Source organism: Natronincola peptidivorans (genome assembly GCF_900111615.1).
GTDB classification, from domain to species: Bacteria; Bacillota; Clostridia; order Peptostreptococcales; family Natronincolaceae; genus Natronincola_A; species Natronincola_A peptidivorans.
This window is the reverse complement of the sequence record NZ_FOHU01000004.1, coordinates 238,047-254,081: the sequence shown is the minus strand read 5'-3', so window position 1 is coordinate 254,081 and position 16,035 is coordinate 238,047. Positions and strand designations below refer to the sequence as shown.

At 35.5% G+C, this 16,035-nt stretch carries 15 protein-coding genes and 1 other annotated feature (1 of these 16 cut by a window edge); of the genes, 14 read left to right on the top strand and 1 reads right to left on the bottom strand.

The features are described from left to right. The first annotated feature begins 12 nt into the window (after positions 1-12). The 5 genes from BMX10_RS07045 (at position 13) to BMX10_RS07020 (ending at position 3,214) form a co-directional block, all read left to right on the top strand. Positions 13-999 (top strand): hypothetical protein, encoded by a 987-nt coding sequence (locus BMX10_RS07045; protein WP_090441503.1) that lies wholly within the window; start codon positions 13-15, stop codon positions 997-999. Positions 1,000-1,026: 27 nt separating this feature from the next. Next, positions 1,027-1,527 (top strand): GNAT family N-acetyltransferase, encoded by a 501-nt coding sequence (locus tag BMX10_RS07040; RefSeq protein WP_090441500.1) that lies wholly within the window; start codon positions 1,027-1,029, stop codon positions 1,525-1,527. 368 nt (positions 1,528-1,895) lie between these two features. Then, entirely contained in the window at positions 1,896-2,255 is a 360-nt protein-coding gene (locus BMX10_RS07030) for a DUF4870 domain-containing protein (protein ID WP_090441493.1), read from the top strand. Positions 2,256-2,367: 112 nt separating this feature from the next. Then, positions 2,368-2,883 (top strand): DUF6591 domain-containing protein, encoded by a 516-nt coding sequence (locus tag BMX10_RS07025; protein WP_090441490.1) that lies wholly within the window; start codon positions 2,368-2,370, stop codon positions 2,881-2,883. A gap of 25 nt (positions 2,884-2,908) precedes the next feature. Further along, complete coding sequence (locus tag BMX10_RS07020) at positions 2,909-3,214, top strand: hypothetical protein (RefSeq protein ID WP_090441487.1); 306 nt, start codon at positions 2,909-2,911, stop codon at positions 3,212-3,214. 63 nt (positions 3,215-3,277) lie between these two features. Here BMX10_RS07020 and BMX10_RS07015 read toward each other — a convergent pair whose 3' ends face one another. Continuing rightward, positions 3,278-4,309, bottom strand: coding sequence for a hypothetical protein (locus BMX10_RS07015; RefSeq protein ID WP_090441484.1), 1,032 nt, complete (start codon positions 4,307-4,309; stop codon positions 3,278-3,280). Positions 4,310-4,470: 161 nt separating this feature from the next. Between BMX10_RS07015 and BMX10_RS07010 the strand changes: the two genes are divergently transcribed. The 9 genes from BMX10_RS07010 to BMX10_RS06970 all read left to right on the top strand — a co-directional run bounded on the left by BMX10_RS07010 (position 4,471) and on the right by BMX10_RS06970 (position 15,757). Continuing rightward, positions 4,471-4,956 carry a permease gene (locus BMX10_RS07010; protein ID WP_090441481.1) on the top strand — a complete coding sequence of 162 codons (486 nt, stop codon included), beginning with the start codon at positions 4,471-4,473 and terminating at the stop codon, positions 4,954-4,956. Then, complete coding sequence (locus BMX10_RS07005) at positions 4,953-5,483, top strand: permease (protein WP_090441478.1); 531 nt, start codon at positions 4,953-4,955, stop codon at positions 5,481-5,483. Before BMX10_RS07010 ends, BMX10_RS07005 begins: the two co-directional genes overlap by 4 nt. Positions 5,484-5,557: 74 nt before the next feature. After that, positions 5,558-6,724, top strand: coding sequence for an iron-containing alcohol dehydrogenase (locus tag BMX10_RS07000; RefSeq protein ID WP_090441475.1), 1,167 nt, complete (start codon positions 5,558-5,560; stop codon positions 6,722-6,724). Between the two features lie 259 nt (positions 6,725-6,983). Continuing rightward, complete coding sequence (locus BMX10_RS06995; RefSeq protein ID WP_090441472.1) at positions 6,984-7,679, top strand: aspartate/glutamate racemase family protein; 696 nt, start codon at positions 6,984-6,986, stop codon at positions 7,677-7,679. A 32-nt stretch (positions 7,680-7,711) separates the two neighbouring features. Further along, positions 7,712-8,101, top strand: coding sequence for an 8-oxo-dGTP diphosphatase MutT (gene mutT / locus BMX10_RS06990; protein ID WP_090441469.1), 390 nt, complete (start codon positions 7,712-7,714; stop codon positions 8,099-8,101). Positions 8,102-8,206: 105 nt separating this feature from the next. Next, complete coding sequence (gene sigI, locus BMX10_RS06985; protein ID WP_090441466.1) at positions 8,207-8,938, top strand: RNA polymerase sigma-I factor; 732 nt, start codon at positions 8,207-8,209, stop codon at positions 8,936-8,938. Continuing rightward, complete coding sequence (locus BMX10_RS06980) at positions 8,928-10,007, top strand: anti-sigma factor domain-containing protein (RefSeq protein ID WP_170834722.1); 1,080 nt, start codon at positions 8,928-8,930, stop codon at positions 10,005-10,007. The genes sigI and BMX10_RS06980 overlap by 11 nt, the downstream gene beginning before the upstream one ends. A gap of 291 nt (positions 10,008-10,298) precedes the next feature. After that, the gene (gene gltB, locus BMX10_RS06975) at positions 10,299-14,816 is read left to right on the top strand and encodes a glutamate synthase large subunit (RefSeq protein ID WP_090441460.1); all 4,518 of its coding nucleotides are present in this window, start codon (positions 10,299-10,301) and stop codon (positions 14,814-14,816) included. A 116-nt stretch (positions 14,817-14,932) separates the two neighbouring features. Then, positions 14,933-15,757, top strand: a complete 825-nt coding sequence (locus BMX10_RS06970; protein ID WP_090441457.1) for a hypothetical protein — start codon at positions 14,933-14,935, stop codon at positions 15,755-15,757. A gap of 147 nt (positions 15,758-15,904) precedes the next feature. Further along, positions 15,905-16,035 (top strand) — a binding site (T-box leader) (it continues 129 nt past the right edge of the window).

The window sequence follows — 16,035 nt, the reverse complement described above, 5'->3', positions numbered from 1 at the left end:
AAGGAGGACCTTATGAAGGATGCAGAGATAAATAATAAGGGAGAGGAAAATCATAAACTTACCTTTGAGGAAGTAATAACTGGTATAACTTGGCTGATGGGTACATTAGCCTTTATAACCTTTCTGACAGAAAGCTATGGGTGGTTTTTCTATACATTCTTTAGTATTACCTTTATTAGTGGATTTTTGGTAAAACCCTGTATTATCTTGATAAGGGAGAGTAAAACAAGACTTATCTCCTTTAGAGAGATGACGTTTTTAAGCTTTAAAATCTTTGCTTTATGCTTGGGCTTAGCATCTGGCTATATAGTTTTTGTTTCACCTTTGTACGATCTGTTTTGGAGCTATTGGGGGTTACTGACCTTCTTTGTCCTGCTGTTCATAATCAGCATTATTGAAAGAATAGGAAAAGAAGAAGAGGGAGAAGAAAAAGAAGAGCAAGGTAGAAAAACAACCCTTGCAAAGCTTAAAAAAGTCGCCTATTTTGTTTTTTCTGTAGTAATAGCGCTCCCCAATATTCACCAGATGTACACCCCTAGCCAAGTGGTTGCTCTGCAGGAGGTTGCTGCCCCTAAAACAATCAATGTATATGAGATGGATCAGATACAGGAGTCCAATAGAAGGGGCATGTTAGGATACCGGCAGGAGGTAGATTATTCTATAGAGGAAGAGGCAATTATCTATAGCTTGATAGAAGAGATGGAGGGATCAGTTCTAGAGAATCTCCGATATATAAGGGAGCTCAACTATTCAAAAATGAAGCAGATGGAAACACCCTATTTTTACTTAGACTTTTATTACGAAGAGAGCAGCCAGTATCCACAAATAAGAAAAGGAGAAAAGGATGTGGATAAAGCTAGATATATAACAAGAGTTATTATTTATCCAAATAAACGAGCATATATACAGCTATCTTCTAGAGAAAGAAGGATTTTTGAAATCTTTCCTATAGATTTAAGCGACGATATAATAGAGGCTTTAGTAAGCTTTGATTTATAAAGGAACCATTTGATAGGAGGAAAAAGATTGTTAGGTTATACATTTAAAACAGCAACAGAAGAGGATATCCCAAAACTACTGGAAATCTATAATCATTATGTTCTAAATACTACAGCAACTTTTCATGTAAAGGCTTTAACCCAGGGAGAGATGAGGGATATAGTTTTATTTGAGGATCCAAAATATCAAACCTTAGTTATTATGGAGGGTGAAGATATTATTGGCTATGTTATATTAGGACAGCACAAGAGACGAGAAGCCTATGATACCACTGGAGAAGTATCAGTGTATCTCAGCCCTAATTTGGTAGGAAGAGGTGTGGGCAGCATGGCCTTAAGGGAAATCGAAGCATTTGCCAAGATAAAAAGCTTCCACGTTTTAACCGCCACTATATGTGCAACTAACCAGAAAAGCATAAAGCTATTTGAAAGAAATGGTTATGTGAAATGTGCCCATTACAAAGAAGTTGGAAAAAAGTTTGACAAATGGTTGGACAGTGTTGTTTATCAGAAAATACTAGATGCATAGTAAAAGAAGGGGGTAGGTTTGATAAATTGGCAAAGAAAAGTCAATTTATCAAGCTGGGCCATTTATTTATAAATATTTTTTTCTTTATACACTTTAATATAGAATTTTATTATATATACTTATTTGCAAAGGTTTCTTGGACCAGTCACCCCAAAATCATCCCTAGGATGATTATTTTTTTGCCTAAAATCATCCTAGGGGTGATTACCTTTGTGATGAAAATATATACAATTTAGTAAAGATAGTTTTTCACTATACCAAAGCTTCAAAAAGATCTACAGTTTGAATACTCATGGCTTTATTCCCAGGTATGAAAATTGGAGATTCTTTTATAAAGCTCTATCAAAAAAAATAAGGAGGTTTTAACAATGACAGATCCGAAAAATAACAGTCACACAGTAGAGAGTAGTACAATCACATCATTTGACCAAGAAGATATTCAAAAGAACAAAACCATGGCAGGGCTTGCCTATATCATCTTCTTTTTACCATTATTAGCCTGCCCTGACTCCAAATTTGGAAGATATCATGCAAATCAAGGATTATTATTGCTGATTTTAGGTCTTGCTGGAAGCTTTGTTTTAGGCATGATACCTATTATCGGATGGCTAATCCTGCCTTTATTCTCCATATTTGTATTAGTGTTAGGTATTATAGGACTTATTAATGGATTTAATGGGAAGGTTAAGGAGCTGCCTATTATAGGTAAGTTTAGACTATTGAAGTAGAGAGTATCTAACTAAAACTCAATAACCATTGAAAAACTAGGGGTAAAGACAGATAAACAAATCTGTCACCCCTAGCAAGGTTTGTTAAAAAAAGGAAAGAGAGATGTTAATTATGGGAAAGAGAATAATTGCTATTTTACTAAGTGCTCTTGTGGTACTGTCTTTAGGAGGCTGCAGTGTTAAGAAAAATCTTAATGAGAAAATAGCAGAAAAGGTAACAGAGAGTGTTTTAGAAAAAGTTGCTGGTGATGATGTAGACATAGATATAGATATCAAAGACGGAGGGATAGCAATAAAGGGAGAGGATGGTGAAGAGATTAGTTTTGGCAGTAGTAAATGGCCCGACGGTGGAGCAGCAGATAGTATACCCATCTTTAATAAAGGCAACATAATCTCAGTAATAAATTCAAATGCATCTTGCATGATTATATTAGAAGAGGTTGAAGAAGAAGATTATAAGAAATATGTAGTAGAATTAAAGGATGCAGGCTTTACCAATGATGTTACAGAGTTTTCTGGAGATATGGGTCTAGGCTATTTTGCAAGCCTGGATGAGCACACCTTAATTAGTACAATGTATGCTCCTGACAACAAAGCCCTTAGTATAACTATCGAAGTAAAAAAATAGAAATAAAGCTTAAGGAGAAAAGGTTATGACTTTTTTTAATAATTTAGGGAAAAAAATTGGTTCCGCAGCAGAGGCAACTGCCAACAAAGCAAAGGAAGTAGCAGAAGTAACAAAGTTAAACGCTAAAATAACTGAAGAAGAAAAGCAGATAGAAAAACTCTATACAGAAATTGGGAAAGCGATATTTAAAAGTGACAAGGAAAATCCGGAATCTCCAGTAGCAGAATTATGCGACAAGGTTTTATCAGCCCAAAGGAATATCCAGCAGTTAAAGGAGAAAATTGAAGAGATAAAAGTTTCTAAAGAAAAGGAACCAGAAGAAGCTGAATAAGAAAAATAAGGGTAAGGCTTAACAAATTGACAAAACAAAATGTCGATTTGTTAAGCCTTATCTTTAATTATGAAGGGTCCAAAAAATACTTCTTACACCTTTCCACCAGTTAGGATCTTCGGCATATCGACGGTTTATCCAGAAGAATGGGTCCATATAGGGTGGCAGATCAGACAAACTGGTATAAATGGTTCTAGAAGCTATCTCTGCGGAATGCTTTAGAGTAGTATTATATCGTTCCCAGCTGCCATAGACATTAAAAGGGTTATTTACCATCATGGTGCTATAGGGATGATCCTCTGGGACAAAGGCTTGCTCATGTCCAACGATAGCAAATAGAAGCAGTGGGTGCAAATCAAATTCCTTAGCGGTATCCATAATTTGAGAAAAATAAGGTTCATTTCTCAAAAGAGAGTTTCTTGAGGTTAAATATTCTTTAAGTCCTTCTTGGTCTATAGCATGATAATGCAAATAATCAGGAATATTTCTGTTGGGTATCTTATGCCGCAGTAAAACATAGGCTGGCAGCGAAGGTGTATCGATACTTTTTTCCATGGGTGCTATAGTTGTGGGTTGAGAAGGAGCACTACTAAAAGTGAAAAACAGGGATAAGGTAATAATGGCTAAGCCAATCCAAATAGTCCACAGAGGAGCAAAACTGTTTTTTTCAGTTAATGGAGGACTATCTGCTAGACTTGTATTTTTATTAAAATTATCTTCATAATACTTATGCAACAAGTCCTGTGGCAGAGGATTTTGAATTCTATCATTAATCCACTTCCTAAGGTTTTGATAAAAAACATCACAAGGGGTTCTATCAGCAATAACCGCTTCAAAAAACCTATCGGCATAAAGGTCTTCTTTATTCTCTAGAAGAATTTTTTCCACAAAAAAGTGAACTAATCCCTCCTCATTCTCCATCTTCAGCTCAGCCAAATCTCTATTTACCACATGAGCAATGGAGTCTCTTAGAATAGCTTCTTTTTTTTCATCTTCTAGGGACCCATATTTTTTATCAATGTAGCTTTTAAAGCTGTCAACATCTTTTTGGGTCAGTATTTTCTTTTCCTTCAATTCCTTTAGGAAATCCATCATAGAAAAGCCACCACTTTTTTTCCATTATTATATAATAATAACATATTTTTTAGAAAGAAGGCATAATTTGAAAATATTTTAATAGCTTTATTGACATTATTACAGAAGTATCATTAAAATATAAACATATAATTATAAGGAAACTTAAGAGGTGGTAACTAGTGTCAAAATATTTATTGCATGTTATTACAATATTTTTATTGCTTATTTCTTATTATAAAGATTCAAAGAAAACTAGAATGGCATTAAAGAAAGCATGGAAAGCCTTCGAAAATATTTTACCAGAGTTTTTAGGGGTAATTATGCTGGTGGGAATTTTGCTTTCCTTAGTAAACCCTGAATTTATATCTAGTATAGTGGGAGAAAAATCTGGATGGTTAGGGGTAATACTATCTGCTATAGTAGGAGCTGTCACACTTATTCCCGGGTTTGTAGCTTTTCCTACTGCAGCACTTCTTTTGAAAAGTGGAGCAGGCTATATGCAGATAGGGGCATTTATCTCTACTCTAATGATGGTGGGTGTAGTAACTGCTCCTGTAGAGATAAAATATTTTGGCAAAAAACTTACTGTAGCAAGAAATATCATGGCATTTTTCTTTTCTTTTCTTGTGGCTTATATCATAGGTAAGGTGGTGGGAGGAATATGAAACTATTAAAGAGGTATAGATTTTTTCTTATCACTGTAATCGTTACTGTAATTATTACTATTGTTAATCAAAGCTTTGGGATAAGGGCAATGGGTGTGGTAGGGTATAGTTTTATGGAAATGATTGTTATCATTCCACCTATATTTATCCTTTTAGGGCTTTTAGATATATGGATACCTAGAGAAATAATGATGAAATATATGGGAGAAGACTCAGGGGTGAAGGGAATCATCCTTGCCATATTAATAGGCTCGGCAGCGGCTGGCCCCCTTTATGGCGCTTTTCCTGTAGCAGCTGTTTTTATGAAAAAAGGGGTAAAATTTACGAATGTCCTTATTTTTATTGGCGCTTGGTCTACTACGAAGATACCTATGTTTCTATTCGAAATGACCTCATTGGGAGCAGGATTTGCAATAACTAGGCTATTAGTTAATATTCCTGGCATTATTATTATTGCGTATGTATTATCAACATTAATTTCTACAGATGAGATAAAAGAAATATATAAAAATGCTGAGAATCTATAGAGTAAATGGAAGGAAAAAAAGAAGATTTGCTGAATACTTAATATATAGAAATGCTTATTTAAAGGAGGAAAAAAATGGACAACTTAATGCAGGCTTTTAGCTTTGAATTACCCACTAGAATTGAATATGGTATAGGCTCTGTACATCAACTAGGGGAGGAACTAAAAAAATTAAAGGTTAATAAGGTTATGATTGTTACAGATGAAGGAATAGTAAAGGCAGGGCTTATTGAAAAAACAGTAGCTTCTCTAAAGCAATATGCTATAAAATATGAAATTTTTCAAGGTGTGGAAGCGAATCCAAAGGACTATAATGTGGAAAAGGGGGCAGCTGTTGCTCAATGCTTTGGAGCAGAAGGTTTGATAGCAGTAGGAGGAGGAAGCCCTATAGATTGCGCTAAATCCATTGCTGTTTTGGTTAGTCATGATGGAGACAAAATTAAAAGCTTCGAAGGAAAAACTGCTGTAACGAAGCCAACCATACCTTTGATAGCCATACCCACCACGGCTGGCAGCGGTAGTGAGGTGACCTTTTCTTCCGTCATTACAGACACAAAAAATAACTATAAGATGACAGTGAAAAGCCCTTTAATCGCCCCTAAAATTGCTTTGGTGGACCCTGAGATGACCATCAGTATGCCTCCACAGGTTACTGCAGCAACTGGGGTAGATGCTTTAACCCATGCCATCGAAGGCTATACTGTAAAGGTGGCAGAGCCCATTAGTGATGCTGTAGCGCTTTATGCTATAGAATTAATAAGCAAATATTTAAAAACCGCTGTTTTTCAAGGAGAGGATATAGAAGCTAGAGCGGGAATGCTAATGGGAAGCCTATTGGCAGGGATGGCTTTTAGTCATGCAGATGTAGCTTCAGTCCATTGTATGGCAGAGTCCTTGGGAAGTGTTTATGATGCACCTCATGGCGCTTGCAATGCCATTCTTTTACCGTATGTGATGGAGTATAATATGGAATACTGCCAAGAAAGATATGCCAATGTAGCAAAGGCTATGGGGGCAAGCTATAGTAATGTGGAGGAAGGAGCCCAAAAGGCAGTAGAAATGGTGAAACAATTAGCCAACGATGTAAAACTACCTTCCTTTAAAAGTTTAGGAGTGGAGGAAAAGGATTTTGATATCCTGGCAGAAATGTCTGCAAAAAACATTTCAACTGAAAGCAATCCTCGTCCTATGACGAAAGAAGATTACTTAGAGGTTTTTATTAGAGCATATAGAGATAAATAAAGAATTGTAGAACACATGATAGGCTGCCAACAAGCTATCATGTGTTTTTCTATTCTGTTGCAAGGATAGATGTTTATACAAAAACCAAGAAATATAACATACTAAGGTTTAAAGTTGCCATTTAGTGAAGAAAATACAATAGAAGAGCTATTATAATTATATTTTATTTTTCTAACTATTAAAATATCTTATATGATAGAATAGAACTATAAAGCCTGAACCATTTTTTGGATATTTTAATAAAAAGGGGAATTGAAGGATGAAAACAATTGGGATTATTGGTGGAGTCACCTGGAAATCTTCATTAGAGTATTATAGATTAATGAATGAAATAACAAAAGTAAAATTAGGAGGCTTGCACTCCTGTAAAATTATAATGTATTCAGTAGATTTTTATGAGATAGAAAAACTCCAACGCGGTGGAGAGTGGGACAAGGTGGCAGAAAGAATCATAGGTATAATGAAAAAACTAGAGAATGCTGGAGCAGAGTTATTAGTAATAGCTTCCAATACTATACATATAATTGCTGAAGATGTAGAAAAAAATAGCAAGATACCTTTTCTCCATATCATTGATCCAACAGCCAAAGAAATTTCGAGGAGAGGTATTAGAAAGGTGGGATTGCTAGGAACCAAGGCAACCATGGAGGAAAATTTTTATAAAGAAAGATTGAAAAAGAAGTTTGACATTGAAACGATTATTCCTTCTGAATATGATAGGGAGGTCCTGCAGCACATTATCTTCAATGAGTTGGCAGTTGGGATTATTAATGAGATTTCTCGGAGAAGATTAAAAAGGATTATAGAAAATCTAATGATGAAGGGTATAGAAGGGATTATTTTAGGCTGTACAGAGCTGCCATTATTAGTTAATGAAAAAGAGGATACTTTTTTATTTAATTCTACTCTACTACATGCAAAAGCAGCAGTGGAAATGGCATTAGAGGAACAGTAGAGACAAGTTTCAATAGCAGAGAGGAGTAGCTTATGATAGAAGTAGCAGCAGCTATCATTGTGGACCAAGAGGGAAGAATACTAATTGCCAAGAGGAAAGAAGGCCAAAAAAGAGGCGGTCTATGGGAATTCCCAGGAGGCAAAATAGAAGTAGGGGAAACACCAGAAAAATGTTTGAAAAGAGAATTAAAAGAGGAAATGAATATAGATATTAAGGTAAATGAATATTTCGGAGAAAACATTTATGCTTATGAAGATATTACCATAAAGCTATTAGCATATTATGCAGAAATCCTAAAGGGCAGCATCCAATTAAAGGATCACGACACCTATAAATGGGTAAAATCCAAGAGCCTAGGTAATTACGCATTTGCAGCGGCGGATGTACAGTTTGTGAAGGAGCTGATAAAGGTAGAACTATAGTCATCTACCTTTAATTTTATTAATGGAATATACTTAAGTATATTCTTTTTTAAGTAACCCAAAAAACCGACCAATATCGTATAATTATGATGAGGAGGGATCGTAGTGACAAAACTTCTCAATCTTTTCAAAAAGAAAAGAAAGGTTGAAGATAGAGTAATAGGCATTCAACAGGGAGAATTACAAGAAAGAGAAAAACTAATACAAGAATACATTCCTTTTATCACAAAGATCATTAGTAATCAGCTAGGTAGGTATATAGAGATAGAAAATGATGATGTTTTTAGTATTGGCCTTATGGCATTTAATGAGTCTATAGATAAGTATGATGAAACCAAAGGTAAATTTTTAACCTTTGCAGCAGTAGTGATTAGAAATAGAGTGATTGATGAATTTAGAAGAGAATCAAAGAAAGCCTCGACAGTTCAGCTTCCTGTTGAAGGAGATGATGGTTATGAAACTACTGGGTTGGCTATAGACAGCTTTGAAAACCAAATGGAATTAAAAATGGATATGGCAGCATTAGTAGAAAAAATGAAATCCTTTGGGGTCTCCCTAGATGACTTAGTCAAAGATGCCCCTAAACATAAAAATACTCGAAACACCTCAATCAAAATAGGGAAATATGTATACCAACAAGAAAATCTTAGAGAAAAATTTATTCAAAGAAAGCACTTACCTATAAAGGAATTGGTGGAGGATTTACATACAACCAAAAAAGTTATTCAAGGAAATAGAAAATTTATTATTGCAGTAATATTGATACTAGATAGTGATTTAGATACATTAAAACGTTATATCATTCATGCAGAGAGGGGGGAGAAGGGTGAAATATAAAGGATGCATCATGGAGATAAGAAATAACAGTATGATGGTGATGACGACTGAGTGCAGCTTTCATGAAATAGAAAAAAGGCAATACGCTCAGGAGGGAATGGAGATTGAGTTTCACAAAAAAGAAATCATTAATGATAAGAAAAGCTTCCTTTCTACTTTTTACCTAGCAGCAGCTGCTATTCTCTTGCTTATCTTAACCTCTGCCTATGGGTTTCAATATTGGAGCACAATAAATCAATCGATGGCTTTAATCACCATTGATATTAATCCTAGCCTGCAACTGGAAATTAATCATAAAAATCAGGTATTAAAGGCTCATCCTCTTAATGAAGAAGCAAAAACCTTCCCTCTACAAGCTTTAAAGAAGAAGTCTTTGAAGGAAGCCTTTAAAATAGTGCTAAGGGAGGCTAAAGAAAAGGGATATATGGTGGAGGAGGAAGAAAACTATATTCTAGTAACTTCGGTGCTGTTAAGACAAGATGCTCCTGAGGCTTTAGACTTAGAGAGAATTATTGAAAAAATAAAGGATACTGCAGAATCAGAGGCATCTATAGCAGGGGAAGAAATACAAGTTATCACAATGCAAGCCAGTAAAGAGACTTTACAAAAAGCTATAGAGGATAATATTTCTGTAGGCAAATTAAACATATATAAAGAGACTAAAGAATATAGTGAGGAGGAAATATCCTCAAGAGGTATTCAAGACATGAAGATAAAGGAGTTAATACAACTAAAGAAAGCTCATCCAGTGTTTGACCAGCATCCTGGAGAAAAGGAAAATAAAAAGGATACAGGGGGAGTAGAAAAAAACCATCCAGTGTTTGACCAGCATCCTGGAGAAAAGGAAAATAAAAAGGATACAGGGGGAGTAGAAAAAAGCCATCCAGTATTTGAACAGCATCCCAGTGAGAAGGAAGATAAAAAAGATGTAGGCGAAGTAGAAAAGAAACACCCAGTATTTGAACAGCATCCCAGTGAGAAGGAAAATAAAAAAGATACAGAGGAAGCAGAAAAAAACCATCCAGTATTTGAACAACATCCTGGTAAAAAGAAAGACAATAATAGATAAGAGAAAAAAGGACAAAAAAGTGCAAATAATGCACTTTTTTTCTTTAGTCAATAAAACTTAGATATTGAAGGAATAAATCTATAGTACATGTTTTATGAAAACGTTAACAATAAATCATTCAATTAAAAAAATTTATATACAATTCAAATAACTATTGATTACTACATAAAGACGTGATAAAATATCAGTTAAAACATAAAAGAGAAAAATTTAAAAGATTCAAAAAAAAGAAAAATTTAAAACTTTAATTTCATTTATTATTGTGAAAGAAAAAAAGGGAGTGATTGTTAGATGTCGGACCAGCATGGATTTCCTCAAAGGCAGGGGCTTTATGACCCCAGTATGGAAAAAGAAAATTGTGGTGTGGGATTTATAGCCAATGTCAAAGGACAGAAATCTCATTACATTCTTCAGCAGGGCTTGGAGATTTTGAGGAAGCTAAAGCATCGTGGTGCTGTGGGAGCAGACGCTAGCACTGGAGATGGAGCCGGAATACTTGTACAAATTCCTCATGATTTTTTAAAGAAGGAAACAGAGAAAATGGAGATAGTTCTACCAGAGCCTGGGGAATATGCTGTAGGTATGCTGTTTTTACCAAGGGAACCAAATGCCCGATTGTTTTGTGAAGGCGTATTTGAAAGAATAGTAAGGCAGGAAAAACAAAGATTAATCGGATGGAGAGAAGTACCAGTAGATGAAAAGGAATGTGGAAATTCTGCTAGAGCAACTAGACCTGTTGTATGTCAAGTTTTTATTGCTAGAGACAATCAGTCGATGGATGTCTTTGAAAAAAAGTTGCTTATTATTCGAAAGTGTATACAGAATGCAATCCATGATATGAATAGGCCGTATACGGATGCATTTTATATATGTAGTTTGTCAACAGAAACCCTTGTCTATAAGGGACAAATATTAGGATATAAGCTATCAGATTTTTATGTGGACTTAAAGGAGAAATCCTTTAAAACTGCTCTTGCTATTGTTCATGAAAGATATAGCACCAATACATTTCCCTCCTGGAAGCTTGCACATCCCTTCCGCTATATTGCCCATAATGGTGAAATAAATACCATAAGAGGTAATGTCAACTGGATGAAGGCAAGGGAAGGGGTAATGGAGTCAAAGGTTTTTGGGGATAACTTTAAAAAAATCTTACCGGTAATTGAAGAGGGAGGAAGTGATTCCTCCAGCTTAGATAATATATTTGAGTTATTTGTAGCAAATGGTCACCCTTTAGAGCATGTCATGATGCTATTGATACCAGAGGCGTGGCAGGCAGACATGGGCATGGACCCTCAAAAAAGAGGGTTTTATCAGTATCACGCTAGAATGATGGAGTCATGGGACGGGCCAGCAACTATTATATTTACTGATGGCAAAAAAATTGGAGCAACCTTAGATAGAAATGGATTACGTCCAGCTCGCTATCTAATAACAAAGGACGATTTATTTATCATGGCGTCAGAAACTGGAGTTATAGAGGTGAGGCCGGATAACATATTAAAAAAGGGCAGCTTAAAGCCTAGTGAAATGATTATGTTGGATATTAAAGAAGGAAAAATTTCTACTGATGAAGAGATTAAAAGACCCATTGTGGCAAAGGAGGATTATGCTGCTTGGATTTCTGAAAATAAAATGAGCCTAGATGATTTTGAGGATTATGGAGAGCTTAGAAGAATGAATAAAGACATATTGATTAGAAATCAAAGGGTCTTTGGCTATACACAGGAGGAACTGAATCACATCCTTGCCAATATGGTAAAGGAAAAAGAAGAACCAATAAGTGCTATGGGAGCAGATATACCAATCGCTGTATTATCTGATCGTCCGCAATTATTATTTAATTATTTTAAACAAAAATTTGCCCAGGTTACCAATCCACCTATTGATCCTATTAGAGAAAAATCAGTCATGTCCTTGATTCAGTTTATTGGCAGATATGGACAATTATTGGATGAGGTAGAAATAAAAAGGAAAAAGCCTTTTATCCAACTAGAGCAGCCTGTCTTAAAAAATCGTGATTTAGAAAAGCTTAGACATATGCATAATGAAGATTTTAAAGCAGTTACCTTACCTATCACCTTTGAAATTGATAAAGGGGAAAATGGTCTTAAGGAAGCTTTGGATTATCTTTGCAAACGGGCAGTAGAAAACATCAAACAAGGATATAACATTTTAATTTTAAGTGATAGAAACATTGACTGGTACAATGCACCTATTCCAAGTCTATTGGCCTTGGGCGCATTGCATCATTACTTGATTAGGGAGAAAATGAGAACGCAAGTAGATATTATTATGGAATGTGGAGATGCAAGAGATGTCATGCATATGGCTTTATTAGTAGGATATGGTGCAAAAGCTATTAATCCTTACATGGCCTTTGAGTCTATTTGGCATATGGTAAAGGAAGGAAAAAACCTTCAAGACATAGAGGTAGAGGAAGCCTATAACAATTATTGTGATGCTATTAAACATGGGTTATTAAAAATAATTTCGAAGATGGGGATTTCCACCCTGCAAAGCTACCATGGTGCACAAATTTTTGAAGTTTTGGGAATACAGGGAAAAATAATTGAAGAATATTTTACAGGTACCCCCTGTAGATTATCAGGTATAGGATTGGATATTATAGCAAAAGAAGTGGTAATGCGTCATACCTGTGGTAATAATGGGTTTCAAACTATTAAAGAGAAATTAGATCCAGGGGGAGAGTTCTTTTGGAGAGAGGGAGGAGAACAGCATATTATTACTCCTAAAAGAATGGAAACCCTTCAAAGAGCATGTAGAACAAAAAATGAAAGTGCCTATAGAGCTTTTGTTGAAGATATAAACGGAGATGGAGAACGGTTTACAAATATTCGAAGTCTATTAAAATTTAAAAATAGAGCAGCTATTAGTATTAATGAGGTTGAGCCCCTTGAAGAAATCTTAAAAAGATTTACTACTGGCGCTATTTCCTTTGGATCTATTAGCAGAGAATCTCATGAAACAATGGCAATAGCTATGAACAGATTGGGAGGGAAAAGTAATAGTGGAGAAGGCGGCGAGGATGCTAGAAGATATTACTCTGATATCAATGGCAATGTCCGAAAAAGTGCAGTAAAACAAATAGCTTCAGGAAGGTTTGGGGTTACAACAGATTATCTTGTCAACTGTGAAGAAATTCAAATCAAGATGGGGCAAGGTGCAAAGCCAGGAGAAGGAGGGCACTTACCAGGAAATAAGGTAACAGAAGAAATTGCTACTGTACGTCATTCCTTACCAGGAATTGACCTGATTTCTCCTCCGCCTCATCACGATATCTATTCCATAGAGGATTTAGCACAGCTTATTTTCGATCTGAAGAATGCTAATGAAGATGCTGCCATTAGCGTGAAGCTTGTAGCAGAGGCTGGGATAGGGACCATTGCCGCTGGAGTAGTAAAAGGCTATGCCGATACTGTCCTTATTAGTGGCGGCGATGGTGGAACAGGTGCAGCACCTATCAGCTCCATGAAGTATGCAGGCATCCCTTGGGAGCTAGGGCTGGCAGAAACCCAACAAACATTGCTATTAAACAATCTAAGAAGCCGTGTTACCCTGCAGGTGGATGGAAAGATGACAACAGGAAGAGATGTGGTAGTAGCTGCCTTCTTGGGAGCTGAAGAGTATGGTTTTTCTACAGCTGCTTTAATTGCCAGTGGATGTATTATGTGTAGAAAATGTCATTTAAATCAATGTCCAGTAGGCATAGCTACACAAGATCCTAGGCTGAGACAGAAGTTTAAAGGAAAACCAGAGGATATTATTAACTATTTTACCTTTGTAGCCCAAGAGGTAAGAGAAATTATGGCGGAGCTAGGCTTTAAAAAAATGGAGGAAATGATAGGTAGAGTAGATATGCTTGAGATTAAAGAGCTACAAAACCACAAAGCAAAAGACTTAGATCTCAGCACCATTATTTATAGACCTGAGCTTCCTTCGAGAATTGAGGGTAGATGTACCATGAAGCAGCATCATCCAACGGACAATGTGTTGGATAAGCATCTAATAGTAGCTGCAAAGGAAGCTATAACAAAGCGTGTTTCTATAAAAAGCACCTTCCCCATATATAATACTGATCGTGCAGTGGGCACTATGCTAAGTGGAATGATTGCAAAACAATATGGGGAAAAGGGATTAACGGAGGATACCATACAATTCAAATTCGAAGGCTCAGCAGGCCAAAGCTTTGGAGCCTTTGCAGCAAATGGTTTAACGCTGCATCTTGAAGGGGATGCAAATGATTATCTAGGAAAAGGATTATCCGGTGGTAAAATCATTGTAACCCCACCAAAGGACAGCACCCTAGATGCTAGTGAAAATGTTATAGCTGGTAATACACTGCTTTATGGAGCTACCTCAGGAGAAGCATATATTTCTGGTATTGCTGGAGAAAGGTTTGCTGTAAGAAACAGTGGTGCTACAGCAGTTGTGGAGGGAATTGGGAACCATGGATGCCAGTATATGACCGATGGAATTGTAGTGATTTTAGGAAAAACTGGTAAGAACTTTGCTGCTGGAATGAGTGGCGGTATTGCTTATGTCTTAGGTGAAAAAAATGATTTAATAAATAAGGTTAATCAAGAGAGAGTAGATATACAAGCATTAGCTGATAATGAGGATATAAGTATTTTAAAGGATTTAATTAAAAAGCATTATGGTTATACCAATAGCAAAAAAGCTAAAAAGATATTAGACCGTTGGAATGAATATGTAAAAATGATTTACAAGATAAGCTCTCCAGCTTATAGAGAAATACTCAAAAAGAAAGATTTAAATACAGCATAAGAGAATAGCAGAGTAGTCCATTGGTGACTAGTCTGCTATTTTTTTCAAAGACCTACCCAAAAAATACCATTATTTACGTAATACTATGATAGAACATATCAAGGAGGTTATAATTAATGAAAAGAAAACTAGCAAGTATGTTGGTATTACTGATGGTATTGAGCTTTAGTTTATCTGCAGCAGCAGCTTTTGTGCCACCGGGTTTAGCAAAAAAAGGAGGTCTACCTCCAGGGATACAAAAAAGATTTCTAGATGGGATAATAGTAGAAGAAGATAAAGACCAAGAGGAAGATCAAGAGATCATCAGCAAAGGCTATAGTGCTACAATAGAAAGGATAGATGTAAATAACAGAAGGATTATGATAGAAGAAGGGACTGCTTATCTATACTTATTAGTAGATAAGGATGCAAAAATAGAATTAGATGAAAAAACTAGTAAGTTTGAGGATCTAAGGGTAAAGGATGAGGTTTATTTAAAGCTGAATAAGGAAAATACAGTGATAGAGATAACAGGAAAAAGTATTGGTGAAAGAGAAAGCATTATTAGAGAAGCAGTGGTGAAAACCATAGATTATCGAAGAAGAGAAATAACTCTGCAACATAACAATAGGGAAGCTTTATATGAGGTACATCAAGATGCTGTTATAGAAATCAATGGAATCAAAAAAGAATGGAGAGATATAGAAGTAGGGATGAAGGTGGATGTGAAGGTAAAGGAAGGTGTTATTTCTGAGATAAAGGCAGTGAATAAAATAACTAGATATGAAGGAAGGCTAATCTCAAAATACACGGGTACTAATCCTACCATTACACTGCGAATCAATAATGAGGATAGAGAATTCAATGTAAAAAGGGATGTTGATTTATCTAAGCTTGGAGTGGGAAGTATAGTGGTTATCCAAGTAGAAAATAATGTAGTTATAAGAGCTGCAGAAAAATAGTAATAATGAAATAATCCCCAGCATAGAGCTGGGGATTATTTTTATATAAAAATAAAAAAATTACAAAAAAAGACTTGACAGCTTTATGTATAAAAAATATAATATGTTTCAATAATAAATTTAACAATAATTGCGAAAATTAAAATTACAAAGACGATGATAAGAAGAGTAGATATGTGTGATAGTTAAAGCGAGTTGGTGATGGTGAGAGACCAATATGAAGACCATATTGAAAAACATCTTTGAGTTTCTAACCGAAATCCCATTGGGAAAGTAGA